The organism is Rhizobium sp. SEMIA4064 (assembly GCF_003025035.1).
GTDB classification, from domain to species: domain Bacteria; phylum Pseudomonadota; class Alphaproteobacteria; order Rhizobiales; family Rhizobiaceae; genus Rhizobium; species Rhizobium paranaense.
Genome location: NZ_PYJN01000022.1, coordinates 12,547 through 26,716, shown reverse-complemented (window position 1 = coordinate 26,716; position 14,170 = coordinate 12,547). Strand labels below are relative to the sequence as shown.

General features: G+C 60.6%; 17 protein-coding genes. 7 read left to right on the top strand and 10 right to left on the bottom strand.

All coding sequences use genetic code 11. The features are described 5' to 3' along the window. Positions 1–13: 13 nt before the first annotated feature. Positions 14–520 (top strand): MarR family winged helix-turn-helix transcriptional regulator, encoded by a 507-nt coding sequence (locus C9E91_RS17335; RefSeq protein WP_107109524.1) that lies wholly within the window; start codon positions 14–16, stop codon positions 518–520. 43 nt (positions 521–563) lie between these two features. Here the strand turns inward: C9E91_RS17335 and C9E91_RS17330 are convergent, their stop codons facing one another. Together C9E91_RS17330 and rpmB are read right to left on the bottom strand one after the other, a co-directional pair. Then, positions 564–1,202 (bottom strand): queuosine precursor transporter, encoded by a 639-nt coding sequence (locus tag C9E91_RS17330; protein WP_107109523.1) that lies wholly within the window; start codon positions 1,200–1,202, stop codon positions 564–566. Positions 1,203–1,314: 112 nt separating this feature from the next. Beyond that, on the bottom strand, positions 1,315–1,623 hold the full coding sequence (gene rpmB, locus C9E91_RS17325) for a 50S ribosomal protein L28 (RefSeq protein WP_107109522.1): 309 nt from the start codon (positions 1,621–1,623) through the stop codon (positions 1,315–1,317). A 237-nt stretch (positions 1,624–1,860) separates the two neighbouring features. On the opposite strand from rpmB, the gene C9E91_RS17320 reads away from it, so the two are divergent. Continuing rightward, positions 1,861–2,637 carry a DUF3108 domain-containing protein gene (locus C9E91_RS17320; RefSeq protein ID WP_107109521.1) on the top strand — a complete coding sequence of 259 codons (777 nt, stop codon included), beginning with the start codon at positions 1,861–1,863 and terminating at the stop codon, positions 2,635–2,637. Between the two features lie 44 nt (positions 2,638–2,681). Continuing rightward, entirely contained in the window at positions 2,682–3,581 is a 900-nt protein-coding gene (gene yddG / locus C9E91_RS17315; protein WP_107109520.1) for an aromatic amino acid exporter YddG, read from the top strand. 21 nt (positions 3,582–3,602) lie between these two features. On the opposite strand, the gene C9E91_RS17310 is transcribed toward yddG, so the two are convergent. The 3 genes from C9E91_RS17310 to gloB form a co-directional block, all read right to left on the bottom strand. Continuing rightward, positions 3,603–4,718 (bottom strand): esterase, encoded by a 1,116-nt coding sequence (locus C9E91_RS17310; RefSeq protein WP_181316105.1) that lies wholly within the window; start codon positions 4,716–4,718, stop codon positions 3,603–3,605. Between the two features lie 174 nt (positions 4,719–4,892). After that, positions 4,893–5,318 (bottom strand): cupin domain-containing protein, encoded by a 426-nt coding sequence (locus C9E91_RS17305; RefSeq protein WP_107109518.1) that lies wholly within the window; start codon positions 5,316–5,318, stop codon positions 4,893–4,895. Beyond that, entirely contained in the window at positions 5,318–6,088 is a 771-nt protein-coding gene (gloB, locus tag C9E91_RS17300) for a hydroxyacylglutathione hydrolase (RefSeq protein WP_107109517.1), read from the bottom strand. Before gloB ends, C9E91_RS17305 begins: the two co-directional genes overlap by 1 nt. Positions 6,089–6,141: 53 nt before the next feature. On the opposite strand from gloB, the gene C9E91_RS17295 reads away from it, so the two are divergent. From C9E91_RS17295 to C9E91_RS17285, 3 genes are all read left to right on the top strand, one after another. Continuing rightward, positions 6,142–6,942 (top strand): class I SAM-dependent methyltransferase, encoded by an 801-nt coding sequence (locus tag C9E91_RS17295; RefSeq protein ID WP_107109923.1) that lies wholly within the window; start codon positions 6,142–6,144, stop codon positions 6,940–6,942. Positions 6,943–7,092: 150 nt separating this feature from the next. Continuing rightward, on the top strand, positions 7,093–8,202 hold the full coding sequence (gene hisC / locus C9E91_RS17290; protein ID WP_107109516.1) for a histidinol-phosphate transaminase: 1,110 nt from the start codon (positions 7,093–7,095) through the stop codon (positions 8,200–8,202). Then, a complete protein-coding gene (locus tag C9E91_RS17285; RefSeq protein WP_107109515.1) occupies positions 8,199–9,128 on the top strand; it encodes a prephenate/arogenate dehydrogenase family protein in 930 nt (309 codons plus the stop codon). The genes hisC and C9E91_RS17285 overlap by 4 nt, the downstream gene beginning before the upstream one ends. Positions 9,129–9,140: 12 nt before the next feature. On the opposite strand, the gene C9E91_RS17280 is transcribed toward C9E91_RS17285, so the two are convergent. Continuing rightward, positions 9,141–10,154 (bottom strand): DUF2125 domain-containing protein, encoded by a 1,014-nt coding sequence (locus tag C9E91_RS17280; RefSeq protein ID WP_107109514.1) that lies wholly within the window; start codon positions 10,152–10,154, stop codon positions 9,141–9,143. A 51-nt stretch (positions 10,155–10,205) separates the two neighbouring features. Here C9E91_RS17280 and C9E91_RS17275 point away from each other — a divergent pair, with 51 nt between their 5' ends. Then, positions 10,206–10,739 carry a gamma-glutamylcyclotransferase gene (locus tag C9E91_RS17275; protein WP_107109513.1) on the top strand — a complete coding sequence of 178 codons (534 nt, stop codon included), beginning with the start codon at positions 10,206–10,208 and terminating at the stop codon, positions 10,737–10,739. A gap of 27 nt (positions 10,740–10,766) precedes the next feature. On the opposite strand, the gene C9E91_RS17270 is transcribed toward C9E91_RS17275, so the two are convergent. The 4 genes from C9E91_RS17270 to ftsE all read right to left on the bottom strand — a co-directional run bounded on the left by C9E91_RS17270 (position 10,767) and on the right by ftsE (position 14,155). Further along, complete coding sequence (locus C9E91_RS17270; protein WP_107109512.1) at positions 10,767–11,567, bottom strand: lysophospholipid acyltransferase family protein; 801 nt, start codon at positions 11,565–11,567, stop codon at positions 10,767–10,769. A gap of 97 nt (positions 11,568–11,664) precedes the next feature. Further along, positions 11,665–12,387: a YdcF family protein gene (locus tag C9E91_RS17265; RefSeq protein ID WP_107109511.1), complete on the bottom strand. Its 723-nt coding sequence runs from the start codon at positions 12,385–12,387 to the stop codon at positions 11,665–11,667. Positions 12,388–12,456: 69 nt separating this feature from the next. After that, a complete protein-coding gene (locus C9E91_RS17260; protein ID WP_414124472.1) occupies positions 12,457–13,503 on the bottom strand; it encodes a cell division protein FtsX in 1,047 nt (348 codons plus the stop codon). Further along, complete coding sequence (gene ftsE, locus C9E91_RS17255; protein WP_028754819.1) at positions 13,496–14,155, bottom strand: cell division ATP-binding protein FtsE; 660 nt, start codon at positions 14,153–14,155, stop codon at positions 13,496–13,498. Before ftsE ends, C9E91_RS17260 begins: the two co-directional genes overlap by 8 nt. Positions 14,156–14,170 lie beyond the last annotated feature (15 nt).

Below are 14,170 nucleotides of genomic sequence, written 5' to 3'. Positions count from 1 at the left end.
TGAGGAGTCAGGAATGTCGTCAACAAAAAATGTGCAAAATACACATATCTCCGATCAATTGCGCCAACTGCATGGGGCTGTTCTCGATATCGTCGCGGTGATAAATCGACCGCAGCGCGATGAGGTGCTGATCAAGGAGGCGGGAATTCCGCTGGACCGGGCGTTGTTTCCGTTGCTTGTCGGCATCGAGCGGTTCGGGCCGATCGGCGTGGTGGAAATGGCCGATCGCGTGGGGCGGGACTACACCACCGTCAGCCGCCAGGTCGCAAAGTTGGAAAGCCTCGGGCTGGTCGAGCGAAAGGGGAGTGCTGCCGACCGTCGCGTCCGTGAGGCCGTCATCACCGAAAAAGGCAAGGCGATGACCGATCTGGTCGACGCGGCGCGCGAAAGGATCGGGCGCGCCATCTTCGAGAGCTGGAATCCGGACGAGGTCGACGAACTGGTGCGGCTTATGCGCAAGTTCGCCGATGCAGTGAATGAGGAGCCGCCGGTCGGTTCCTCGGTTGCGACGAAGCCTTGATCGCCGCGAGTTCGGGCGAACGTAGTCGTGCTGGTGCTTGCGGTCAGGCTCGTGCCTGCTGCTGCGACATCGGTTTCAGCACGTTCATCAGCGCGCCATAGGGCAGCAGCATGACGAGGCCGACGGTCACCTTGACCGAGAAATCGCCGATCGCCCAGGAAATCCAACGTGGTGCCGATGTCGAGAAGGCACCGAGGATCGGCGCCCAGTCGATCGCGAAGGGATCGTTCGGGCCGAAGAAGACGAAGAAGGGGGCGAAGGCAAAGGAGAAGAACATCACCGTGTCCAGCATCGAGCCGATCAGCGAACCGAACAGCGGCGCACGCCACCAGGCCATGCGGCGCAGGTGGTTGAACACCGAGATATCGAGAAGCTGGCCGGCGAGATAGGCCGAGCCCGAGGCAATCGCGATACGCGGCTGTGCGGTGAAGAAGGACAAGGTAACGCCGACGACGAAACCGGCAAACACCACCTTGCGCGCGGCCTTCGGGCCGAACTGGCGGTTGGTCAGGTCGGTGATCAGGAAGGCGACGGGATAGGTGAAGGCGCCCCAGGTCAGGATATCCGCGAGATTGATGCCGGCGATCGTCGCCTGCAGCGGATACTGCACGAGGATGTTGGAGGCAACGACGACCAGCGTCATCAGCAGAACATAGGCAAGCGTATAGCGTGATTTCAGCATTTTTTTATCCTGGGTGATGCCACCAGTTGGAGGGAAACCGGACATGGAAAAAGGCCTGTCCGGAGGTTATCCGTGCAAGCCTTTTAGCCCGTATTATATCGAGAAGTTTGGCTTAAGCGGCTACAGCAGCTTCAGCAGCTTCAGCGGTCTTCTTGACGATCTGGCGACGCAGCAGGCGGGCGCGCATGCTGAGCTCGTTTTCGCTTGCCTTGATAAGGAAAGCGTCTAGGCCGCCGCGATGCTCGACCGAGCGGAGTGCTGCAGCGGAAACGCGCAGACGATAACGCTGGCCAAGAACGTCAGAAATCAGAGTGACCTGGCAGAGGTTCGGCAGGAACCGACGCTTGGTCTTGTTGTTGGCGTGGCTAACATTGTTGCCCACGAGGACGGCCTTGCCGGTCAATTCGCACATGCGGGACATGGAACACCTACTTTTGTTTTTCTTGGCCATCGGATAGTCATCCCGGGCAAAACCCGGCGCGCAATCCAACAGGCCATAATTGGAAAGTTGCGGTTCTATAGTCAGCGCGGCCGGCTACGTCAAGCCAAACCTTGAGCTTTCCCGCAATTCCGTCAAAAAGCTGCTGTTTTCTGATTGTCGCAGCAGGTGCATAAAGCGCCTATATATGCTGCCTGCTCTTTGTTGAAGGCTTTGATCATGGTTCAATTTCGAAGGTGGCTTTTCATTTCCGCCCTGGTGACGTCGCTGCCATTCATGGCATCGGCCGAGGAATTGCGGCATGAAACGCAGTATCGCGTGGCGCTTGCCGGCATTCCGATCGCGAGGGCGGATTTCAAGACCGAGGTCAAGGATAAGCAGTTCACCATCCGGGGGGATATCACCTCGGCCGGTCTTGCCGATCTCGTCACGTCGATCGACGCGAAAACCGATGTGAGCGGTACTGTCGGGGATAACAGGCTGCAGGCGACCCACTACAAGCTCTTCTACAAAAGCGGCAAAAAGGAACGTACCTATGATGTCGCCTATACTAACGGCAATGTGACGTCGAACACGATCACGCCAGAGCCGAAGCGGCCGCAAAGCTGGATTCCGCTCAGCGACGGAGATCTCCACTCGGTGCTCGATCCGATTTCCGGGATGATCTTTCCGATTACCGCCAATCTCAATCTCTGCAATCAGACCTTGCCTGTCTTCGACGGTGAGATGCGCATGGATCTGAAACTGTCGCCGAAGGGATCGCACCCGTTTTCGACGGATGGTTTCAAGGGCAAGACGATTGCCTGCGGCGTTCGCTTCACGCCGAAGAGCGGCTACAAGGGAACGCGCAAGGATTACCTTTATCTCGCCAAGAGCGACGGCATGGAGATCTGGTTTGCCAAGGCCGATGCCATGAATGTATATGCGCCTGTCTACGTCCGTATCCCGACGCAATACGGCACGGTGACGATCACCGCAGTGAAATACGGCAGCTAAGCGGGTTTTGACTGACGCCCGCGGCGATAGACTGGGGGGCGGAGTTGAAGTTTCGGGCAACATTGACGGGATTTGCGGCCATCGTGATGTGGTCGTTCCTGGCGCTGTTGACGGTGGCATCGGGCAAGATGCCGCCGTTTCAATTGCTCGCCGTCTGTTTCGCCATCGGCAGTATCCCCGGCATCCTTGTTCTCGTGCTGAGGCCGGAGCGCCTGCGGCTGCTACGCCAGCCTGCCAAAGTGTGGATCACCGGCGTTGCCGGGCTATTCGGCTATCATTTCCTCTATTTCACCGCGCTGCGCCATGCGCCGGCCGTCGAGGCTGGGTTGATCGCCTATCTCTGGCCGTTGCTGATCGTCGTCGGCTCGGCGCTGCTGCCGGGCGAGCGGCTGCGCTGGTACCATATCGTCGGCGCGGTGATGGGTCTCGCCGGCACGGTGCTGATCGTTGGCCGCAATGGGTTTCACTTCGAGGGCGCTTATGCCATCGGCTATGGCGCGGCATTCCTTTGCGCCTTCACCTGGTCCGGCTATTCGCTGATCACGCGCCGGTTCGAAGCGGTCTCGACCGATGTCGTCACCATCTTCTGCCTGGCGACATCGGCCCTTTCCTTCGTTTGCCACCTTGGCCTGGAGGATACGATCTGGCCGGACGCGGCGTCGCAATGGGTTGCGGTGCTTGGGCTGGGCCTCTTTCCGGTGGGGGCCGCCTTCTATGCCTGGGATTATGGCGTCAAGAACGGCGATATCCAGATTCTCGGCGCGGCCAGCTATGCCGCGCCGCTGCTCTCGACGCTGATCCTGACATTGTTCGGCTTTGCCGAGCCAAGCTGGGGCATCGCGCTCGCCTGCCTTCTGGTCACCGGCGGGGCAGTGCTGGCAGCGCACAGGATGATCCTGCGCCGCAACGGCGATGGAGCGGCGCAGGCGGAAGCGGCGCAATAGCTCCGCTCGGGTCCCTGCAGCCTATTCTTTGAAGACCTTCTCCAGGAAAGCGATCAGCGATGGCCGCCAGACATCCATCTCATGCTGGAGGTCCGGATATTCGTCATAATCGTGCTTGATTTTCTTCTCTTCGAGCGTCGCCTTCAGGCCGGCAACATCCTTGCCGACGACCAGATCCTTGCTTCCGACCGTCACCGTGAAGTTGCGTAGAGCCTTGTTGATCTTGTCCGGATCGTTCAAGACGGCGTCGACCCCTTTGTTCGGCACGGTGGTCGTGCTGACGCCGCTGAAGGTCGCGACCCAGCCGAAGGTGTCGAGATGCGACAGGCCGGAAACGAGCGCCTGGTATCCGCCCTGCGACAGGCCGGCGACCGCGCGCCCGTCAGCATCGCTGCGCACCTGATAATGGCTTTTCATATAGGGGATGAGATCTTCGATGAGTTCTCGATCCGCCGCTTCGGCATTTGCGGGATAGAAGTTCTTACGGCGTTCCGCGGCGGGGAAATTCTCCGCAATCGCATCCGGCACATCGGTTTCCGTGTCCGGAATGACGACGATCATCGGCTCGATCTTCTTTTCCGCCAGCAGATTATCGAGGATCTGCGGTGCTCGACCCTGCGCAACCCAGGATGCCACCGTGTCGCCGAAGCCGTGATAGAGATAGAGCACGGGGAGGGGCTTCGACGGGTTGCTGTAGCCGGGTGGCGTGTAGACATACATCTGGCGCTCCGAATTGAGCGCTTTCGAATGCAGCGTCACCAGCCTGAGGTCGCCGTGCGGGACGTTGCGGGTATCAAGGATGCTGCCGGGTACCAGAATGAGGCTGGTATTCACTTGCCGCTGCGGCTTCGGCGAATTCGTGCCGGGATCGATGCTGCGAAAGCCGTCGATGTTGAAGTAGTATTCATAGAGGTTGGGCTTCAGCGGCTCGGTTTTGGCAGCCCATATGCCGTCGTCGCCACGTTGCAGCGCGATCGGATCGTGCGATCCGAGAACGACGGTCACGGCTTTTGCCGAAGGGGCATAAAGGCGGAAGGTAATCGATCCGTCCTTTTCGACCGAGGTGACGAATTCCTTCAGCGGGCGTTCCGCCGGCGGCGCGGCGGGAGCGTCAAGAGCAGCGGCGGGAAGGCTCATGATGCAGCCCGCCAAGACACATATGGGAAACAACAAACGCACGAAAAAACCTCCTCCACATCAGTCAATTTTCTCTCTCCCCGTGTAAAGCTGACGCAGTGTGACGCTTTTTCAAGGCGGCCGCGCGCAAAGCAGCCACCTTGAGTCGTGCTCGATATCAATGAATGGAAAAGTTCAGGCCGACAAAGGCTTCCAGTCTGGAGCCGCCATTTCGAAGCTGGAAAATTCGAAGCCCGGTGCGACCGTGCAGCCGACGAGGGTGAAATCGCCGAGGCTTTCGGCGGACTGCCACCAGTCGGCGGGAATGATTGCCTGCGGACGCTCGCCTTTTACGAGGTCGATGCCGAGGACGATTGTCTCGCTCGCCTTGCCGTCGGCGGAGCGATGCAGCGCCAGCGGCGCACCGGCATAGTAATGCCAGACCTCCGCGGCATCGCGCACCCGATGCCAATGCGAGCGTTGGCCCGCCTGCAGGAGATAGTAGATCGCGGTCGAATGACCACGGCTGCCGCCGTGCTCGTCGCGGAATGTCTGCACATACCAGCCGCCTTCCGGATGCGGCTGCATGGAAAGTGCCTCGATGATCTCTTCCGGCCGCATCAGAAATTGTCCTTGCGTTTGCGGATTTCGGCAAAGACTTCCTCGTTGCTGCGGCTTTCCATCAGCAGATGCCTGCGGATCGACGGATCGGCGGCGCGCAGGAAGGGATTGGTCTCCTTCTCCAGCGCAAGCGTCGTCGGAACGGTGAATTTGCCTTCGGCTCTCAGGGCCTCGATATCGGCAGCGCGTGCCTTCAGCCTCTCATTGTCGGGATCGATGGTCACGGCGAAGCGGGCGTTGGACAGCGTATATTCATGGCCGAAATAGATTGCCGTTTCGTCCGGCAATACGGCGAGCTTCTGCAGGGATGCCCACATATCCGCCGCCGGCCGTTCGAACAGCCGGCCGCAGCCGAGCGCAAAGAGCGTGTCGGCGGCAAAAAGCAGCTTGTCATCCTCGAAATGGTAACAGACATGGCCGGCGGTATGGCCGGGTGTCTCGATGACATTGACGGTGTGATCGCCGAATTCGAAGGTGTCACCGTCGCTGACGGCGCGGTCGAGGCCGGGAATGGCGACGGCTTCGTTGATGGGGCCGATGATCTCGCAGCCGAATTGCTCCTTCAGCGCCAGATTACCCTCGACGTGATCGGTGTGATGATGAGTGGTGAGGATGTGGGTGATCGTCCAGCCACGACGCTTGGCAGCCGCCAGAATAGGCCCGGCTTCGGGCGCGTCGATCGACGCCGTGTAACCGCTTTCTGGATCATGGACGAGCACGCCGAAATTGTCGGATCGGCAGATAAATACCTCTAATTCCAAGGGTTTCATGGTCGAAATAGTCCTCATCGATGCGCTTGCATCGGAATGTAGGCGGTTCGGCCTTGAAGTCCAACGGGCGGCTGATAACATTTGTGGCGATGCACGCCGATATCGTCGATCTCCGCCAATTCTATCATTCCGAGCTTGGGCGCTTGGCCGAGCAGTCTATCGCCATGGCGCTTTCCTCGATCTGGTCTCGGCTGCCGGACGAGCGTCTTGTCGGTCTCGGCTATGCCGTTCCCTATCTCGATCGCTTCCGCGCCGACACCGAGCGCACATTCGCCTTCATGCCGGCGGGGCAAGGTGCTGTGAACTGGCCGGTGGATTCGGTTTCCTCGACAGCGCTGATCTTCGATGAGGAATTGCCGCTGCCGGACAGTTCCATCGATCGGGTGCTGATGGTGCATTCGCTGGAATTCGCCGAGAGCCCGCGCGAGACTCTGAAGGAGCTTTGGCGGGTGCTGGCGCCGGGCGGTCGGCTGGTCATCGTCGTGCCGAACCGCACGGGCGTGTGGGCGCGCATGGAGCATACGCCCTTCGGCTCCGGCCGACCCTATTCGCGCGGGCAGCTCACCTCGCTGCTGCGCGAGACCAACTTCACGCCGGGAGCAACCGCCGAGGCGCTGTTCTTTCCTCCTTCGAAACTGCGCACCGTCCTGCGTCTCAGACGCGCTTTCGAGCGGATCGGGCGCACTCTCTGGCCGGCTTTCTCCGGCGTCATCATCGTCGAGGCGCAGAAGCGGCTCTATCAGGGCCTGCCGGTCGCCGTCCGCGCCTCACGCCGCGTCTTCGTGCCGGTGCTGGCGCCGCGCGGCATCCCGACGACGCGCGACGGTGCGTTATCTGGCGCTCTGATCTTTTGAATCTAGAGCATCTTATCCGCTTGCAGGTGATTCCACCTGAAGGCGGGATGCTCTAGCCGATCGGCAAACACTCGACAAATTCGTCAATCCGCATTAATGCCACGGGGTGTCTAAAGCCGGAATTTTCCGGCCCTTCCCAAGGTCGATCCCATGAGCATGGAAATGAACAAGCCCGTCCCGCGCCCCGGCATTCTCGATATCGCCGCCTATGTGCCGGGCAAGGAGCATGCGCCCGGCGTGGCGCGGGTGTTCAAGCTTTCCTCGAACGAGACGCCGTTCGGTGCAAGCCCCAAGGCTATCGAAGCCTTCCGCGCTGCTGGTGAACACCTGGAACGCTATCCGGACGGGCAGGCTACTGAGCTGCGTCAGGCGATCGCCGATATTCACGGCCTGAACACCGCCAATATCCTCTGCGGCAATGGTTCCGATGAGCTGCTCGGTCTGCTCTGCCATGTCTATCTCGGCGCTGGCGATGAGGGCATCATCACCGAGCACGGCTTCCTGATCTACAAGATCCAGATCCTGGCTGCCGGCGCGACGCCGGTCACGGTTAAGGAGAAGGATCGCACCGTCGATGTTGACGCGATCCTCGCCGCCGTTACCGAGCGGACCAAGATCGTCTTCATCGCCAATCCGGCCAATCCGACTGGCACCTATGTTCCGGTCAACGAAATCCGCCGCCTGCAGGCGGGTTTGCCGAAGCATGTCATCCTCGTGCTCGATGCCGCCTATGCTGAATATGTCCGCCGCAACGATTACGAGGCCGGCCTCGAGCTCGTTTCCTCGAATCCCAATGTCGTCATGACCCGCACCTTTTCGAAGATCTACGGGCTTGCGGCGCTGCGCGTCGGCTGGATGTATGGACCGGTAGATGTGGTGGATGCGCTGAACCGTGTGCGCGGCCCGTTCAACATGAACGCGGCAGCCATCGCCGCAGGTGCCGCTGCCATCCGCGACCAGGCTTTCACCCAGAAGGCGGTAGCGCACAACACGCTATGGATTGAGAAGGTGACGAAGGCCTTCGAATCGATCGGACTCGAAGTGACGCCGTCGGTTGCCAACTTCGTACTGGTCCACTTCCCCGATATCGAAGGCAAGCGTGCCGCCGATGCCGACGAGTTCCTGACTAGCCGCGGCTATATCCTGCGCGCGGTACGCGCCTATGGCTTCCCGAATGCGCTGCGCATGAGCATCGGCACGGAAGAAGCCAATCTGGGCGTCATCGCCGCTCTGACCGAATTCATGGGACACAAGGCATGAGCAGCGTGCAGTTCGACCGTATCGCGCTGATCGGCATCGGCCTGATCGGCTCGTCGATCGCCCATGATATCAAGCGGCTCGGCCTCGCCAAGGAAGTCGTGGTTTCAACCCGCAGCGCCGAGACGCTGAAGCGCGCCGAGGAACTCAAGCTCGGCGACCGCTATACGCCGTCGTCAGCCGAAGCCGTTAGGGATGCCGATCTCGTCATCGTCTCCGTGCCGGTCGGCGCATCGGGAAGTGTTGCCGCGGAAATCTCGGCGCATCTGAAGCCCGGCGCCATCGTCACCGACGTCGGTTCGACCAAGGCGTCCGTGATCGCGCAGATGCAACCGCATATGCCGGGCAATGTGCATTTCATTCCCGGCCATCCCATTGCGGGCACGGAGAAGTCCGGGCCTGACGCCGGATTTGCCGGGCTGTTTGAAGGCCGCTGGTGCATCTTCACGCCGGTCCCCGGCACGGACGAGGCTGCCATCAAAAGGCTTCGCCGTTTCTGGGAATCGCTCGGCTCGCGCGTCGATGAAATGGATGCCGCCCATCACGACAAGGTGCTGGCGATCGTTTCGCATCTGCCGCATCTCATCGCCTATAACATTGTCGGCACGGCTGACGATCTGGAGACGGTGACGGAATCGGAAGTGATCAAATATTCCGCCTCCGGCTTCCGCGACTTCACTCGCCTCGCCGCTTCCGATCCGACCATGTGGCGCGATGTCTGCCTGCACAATCGCGATGCCATTCTGGAAATGCTGGCGCGTTTCTCGGAAGATCTCGCTTATCTGCAGCGGGCAATCCGCTGGGGCGAGGGTGATAAGATCTTCGATCTCTTCACCCGCACCCGCGCCATCCGCCGCTCGATCGTGGAGGCCGGCCAGGACGTCGATGCCCCGGATTTCGGCCGCCACGCGCTGGATGTGAAGAAGTAGTCGATTTCCTGCTTAAATCGGCGGAATCTTCCCGAGCGGGATAAAGCCGCTCAGGGACAGGCGTCCGCGATCGGCCGTAAGATCGACGGAGACTTTGTCACTGCCGGCTGCGAGCGATTTCAGGAGCTTGGTGGCTGTGTCGATCATGTTCTTGGCCGCCGGAATCGTCGCCTTCAGGCTGTCGCCCCATGGCCCGATCTGATTGATCTCCAGTTTGAACCGGCCGGAGAGAAAGCCCTGATCGTCGAAATTGAAGGGGCCGGAAAGCGTCATGACGCGGCCGTCGCCGATATCGATCACCACCTGACGGAGAACGCCGGCGGCGCCATAAAGGCCGTGTCCGTCACTGCCGTCGAGCAGGCCGGCCTTGCCGGTCAGGGTGATATCGGCGCTCGTCGATGCCGTCGGTAGCGTCTGCGGAAAGTCCTTGATGACTGCCGTGGCGTTTTCGATGCCGATCGCCAGTTCCAGGTCGTCGCCGTTCTGGCGTGCGTGCATTTCGGTGTGAGCGGCGGTCACGTCGGCGCTCTGGCCGGTGAAGGAGGAGACGATGCCGGCCTTCAGCCCATCGATGACGGTCTCGCTCTGCGCGACACCGCGGCCCTTGGCGACGAGGTTCGATTGCAGATCAGTCCATTCGGCCGACACCGTCAAACCCTGCGCGGTGCGGATTTCCGCTGGCGATTTCAGGCTCCAGCCGACATGGTTCGGCTGATAGACCGGCGCCGAGGCATTCAGATTGTCGAAGGAGGCGGAAACGCCCTTTACATGATCGTCGACAGTCACCTTGGTGCAGGACAGGCCGATGGAGAAGGGAAAGCCGCTGAAGGCCATGTCGCTGCATTCGCCCGAGATGCCGGCGGCGTTCTGCTCGCCGAGCGCCTTCAGCACGGTCGTTTTCACCATCGTGGTCGCATAGAACCAGCCGCCGGTATAAAGCCCGGCCAGGATCACGATCAGCCCCAGCCCGATGAGCCACATGCGTTTGCCTCTGCCGGATGCTACGCCCTGGCTTGACGCTGCCATGTTGTTCTCCAATGGTTGAACCTATGTGTTCACAGTGATTTGGCGTTGGATATGGACGAATTTTGGGTATTTGGCTACGGATCACTCATGTGGAATCCGGGCTTTAGCTATGTTGAAAAAGCAGAGGCCTTGATTTTCGGCTACCGCCGCTCCCTTTGCGTCCATTCCTGGGTTCATCGCGGTACGGAGGCCAGCCCCGGCCTGGTGCTTGGCCTCGATCGCGGCGGCTCCTGCCGCGGCATGGCATTCAGCATAGCCACCGCCGAGTGGGACGAGGTCCTGAACTATCTGCGCGAGCGCGAGCTGGTCACCAACGTCTATCTGGAAAAGACGTTGCCCATTCGCCTTGCGGATGGCCGGAGGGTAACCGCCGTCGCCTATATTGTCGACCGGGACCATCAGCAATATGCCGGCACGCTCGATGCCATAGAAGCCGCCCATATCGTCGATTCCGCCGTCGGACAGTCCGGGCCGAACGATGCCTATGTCTTCAATACGCTGACACATCTGCGCGAGATGGGCATTCGCGACCAATGGCTGGAACAGGTGGCGGGCGAGATCGAACGGATGCGGGAAGCGTCCTGATCGCCCACTGCGCGGAAGGCATCCGGCTTAAACCGCGGCCGCCACTTTCGCCTTGGCGATCTCCGCCAGGCGTTTTGCCGCTGTGGGCGGGACCGGCAGATGCGGGTTGTTGGCGATGGTTTCGACCAGCAATTCGTCGCTTGCCTTTTCCGTCTCCTCAAGCAGTCGCGCGAAGAAAGCGTCCGGGTCCAGGCCCGGCGGAATCGGCGGCAGGATGCGTACCTTGAAATGGCCGGGATATTTGCGGAAGGTGCGGCGCGGCCAGAACAGGCCGGGATGCATGGCTACGGCGACGACGGGGATATCGAGATCGCGATACATGCGGGCGATGCCGTATTTGTAGACCGGCTCGGCGCCCGGCGGGCGGCGGGTGCCTTCGGGATAGATGATCAACTGACGGCCGGTGGACAGTTCTTCCCGCGTGCGCTTCAGCACGTCGAACATCACCTTGCCGCGTGCGCTGCGGTCAACCGGGATCATGCGCTGTTTCTTCGCATACCAGCCGAACAGCGGAATCCACATCAGCTCCCGCTTCAGAATGTAGACGGGATCGTCGAGATAGGGCAGCAACGCGAAAGTATCCCAGAAGGATTGATGCTTTGGGGCGAAGATGTAGCTGCCGGCGGGAATATTCTCCAGGCCCTCGATTTCGAAGGTGGTGCCGACGATCTTCTCCATCAGCCAGACGCTGGATTTTGCCCAGGCCTTGGGGATCGCATAGCCGGCCTTGCGCGGCATCAGGAAATAGATCGGTGAAAGCACGATCATGCGAATGATCAGGTTGGCATAGAAGGTCGTATTGAACAGGATCGAACGCAGAGTGATCATCAAGGCTTTCCCAACACGCCGGCTTTCGCCAGCATCTGAAGCCTTGCCTACACGATTACGCTGTCAATAAAAAGTCGGTCGCGTTTCGCCGACGATCTTAGCTCGGATCGTCGTCCGTCTCCCGCGAGCGCAGGCCGAGCGGGCGTCCGAGCCCCGTGAGATTGCGGGCGCCGGCGAGAAGTACCTTAACGTATTCGGAGAGCATGGTGCGCAGCGCATTGGGATCTGTGAACCAGTTCGTGGTCTTGAGATCGGAATTGACCACCGGATAGGGAATGAAATCCGTGGCCGGATCGACATATTTCAGCTCGGCCAGGCTGCGCGGCATGTGATAATTGTTGGTCACCACCAATATGCTCTTGTAGCCGCGGGCGTGAATCCATTTCGCGGCCTCGCGGGCATTGCCGATGGTGTCGAGGGCGTCATAGCCGACATCGACGCAGCAATTGAAGAGGCTGACGGGGCTTTGGGTCAGCCTGCGGATTTGCGACGGCGTGGTGGTCGGATGGACGCCGGAGATCAATAGCCGATTGCCGGCGCCGGTGCGCAGCAATTCCACCGCCTGCCCTATGCGCTGATAACCGCCGGTCAGCACGACAATGGCATCCGCCTTCGGTTCCAGTGGTGGCTTTAGCGTGGTGATCGAATCGGCGAAATGCAGGAAGCCGCCGAAGACAATAGCGACAAGGATGATGAAGCCGAAGCCGCCCCAGCGCAAGAACCGGCGGAAGAGGCTGCGCCGCACAGGCCTGTCGCTGCGGGATTGCTCCCGCAACGTCTGCGAGCTCACTGCCTTGCGAGTCGTCAGGTCCATGCTCATGATTCGTCATTATGCGCTAATTGCGGCAAGTAGCAGGCTATTAGATCGTAAAAAATCGTCGCCGTAGCGTCAATTCTGCACAGTTTCGGTCCTCCCCGGGTCGGAGCGGATCAAATCGATCTCGTAAATGGTGCGCATGACGGTAAAGCGCGCCGTGATCGTGGTGAGCAGGGCGATGATGATCATCGTGGCGAGAATGCCGAGATAGCCAAGCGCGCCAACCGAAAATGTGCCGAACAGAGCGGTTGCCTGATCGGTTTGCGGCGTGGCGATCGTGCGGCTTTGCAGAAAGCCGGCGCTGGCGAAGAAAAAGGCGGCAAGCGCGCTGCCGGCTGCCGAACCCTTCAGGCTGATCTTCAGGAAATGCTTCTGGAATTCGGTGGCGACGAAGGTGCTCTCGGCGCCGACGAAGTGCAGCACCTCGACGATGTGGCGATTGCTCGAGAGCGCGCCGCGCGTGGCAAAAACCACGGTCAGCACCATGGCGGTGAAAACCAGGAGCAGCACGCCGGTGCCGATGAGAACGGTGGTATGCGCCATCGAGACGAGCCGATCGACCCAGGTGCGGTGATCATCCAGCGTCGCCTGCGGAATTTGGTCCTTGAGAAGGTTGCGCATCGCCTCGAAATCGGGGGGATGCGTTTCGTCGATGGTGATGATCACCAGGCGGGGGACGGGCAGCTCTTTGAGGTCGAGCCCAGCGCCGAGCCAGGGTTCGAGCAGTCGCGCCGTCGCCGCCTCGTCGACGATCTGGCCACTTTTGGTGCCGACGAAACCGAGTGCGATATCGCGGGCGCTGGCGAGCGCTTTGTCCATGTCGAGATTGTCGTCCGGCTTGATCTGGATGGTGATCTCACGGGAAATCTGGCTTTCCCAGCTTGCCGCCGTCGAACGCACCATGCTGACGGCGCCGAGCGTCAGACAGGCAAGGAACGCCATGATGGCGATGACGACGATCAGCGCATTGCCCTGGATGTTGGAGGACGGCACGATCGGTCCGGTTGGGCGGACGCGCATTTCCGGCCGTCTCCTCTCCGGCGGAGATGCGACGGGTCTTTCCTTGTTGTTGGCAGCCTCGGCATTCGAGGCTCTTCTGCGTGGGGTGGGCTCAGTCATAGATATCGAGATGCCCTCCCGATAGAATCATGCGCCGGGCCTCGATCTGATCCATGAGGGTGAGGTCGTGCGTGGCGATGACGACCGCCGTGCCGAGGCGGTTGAGTTCGAGGAACAGGTTGAGCAGCCGCCGCGCCATGGGCGGATCGACATTGCCGGTCGGCTCGTCGGCAAGCAGGATTTCCGGGCGATCGATCAGGGCGCGGGCAATGGCGGCGCGCTGCTTCTCGCCGCCTGACAGCACCGGCGGCAATACATTGATGCGTTCGCCGAGGCCGACCCATTTCAACAGCTCCAATACGTCGGTACGATAGGAGCTTTCCTCCTTGCCGCGCACGCGCAGGGGGAGGGCGACGTTTTCGTAGGTCGTCAGATGTTCCAGCAGCCGGAAATCCTGGAAGACGATGCCGACGCGGCGGCGCAGGAGCGGCAGTTCGTTGCGCGGGATCGAGGAAATCTCACGATCGAACATGCGGATCAGTCCGCGGGTCGGCTGCAGCGACATGAAGAGAAGCCGAAGCAACGTCGTCTTGCCGGCGCCAGAAGGTCCCGTCAGGAACTGGAACGATTTTTTCGGAATGTCGAAGGTCAGGTCGCGGAGGATTTCCGGGCCCATACCATAGCGCAAACCGACGTTCTCAAAATGAATCAACGGGCAGTCCACTCT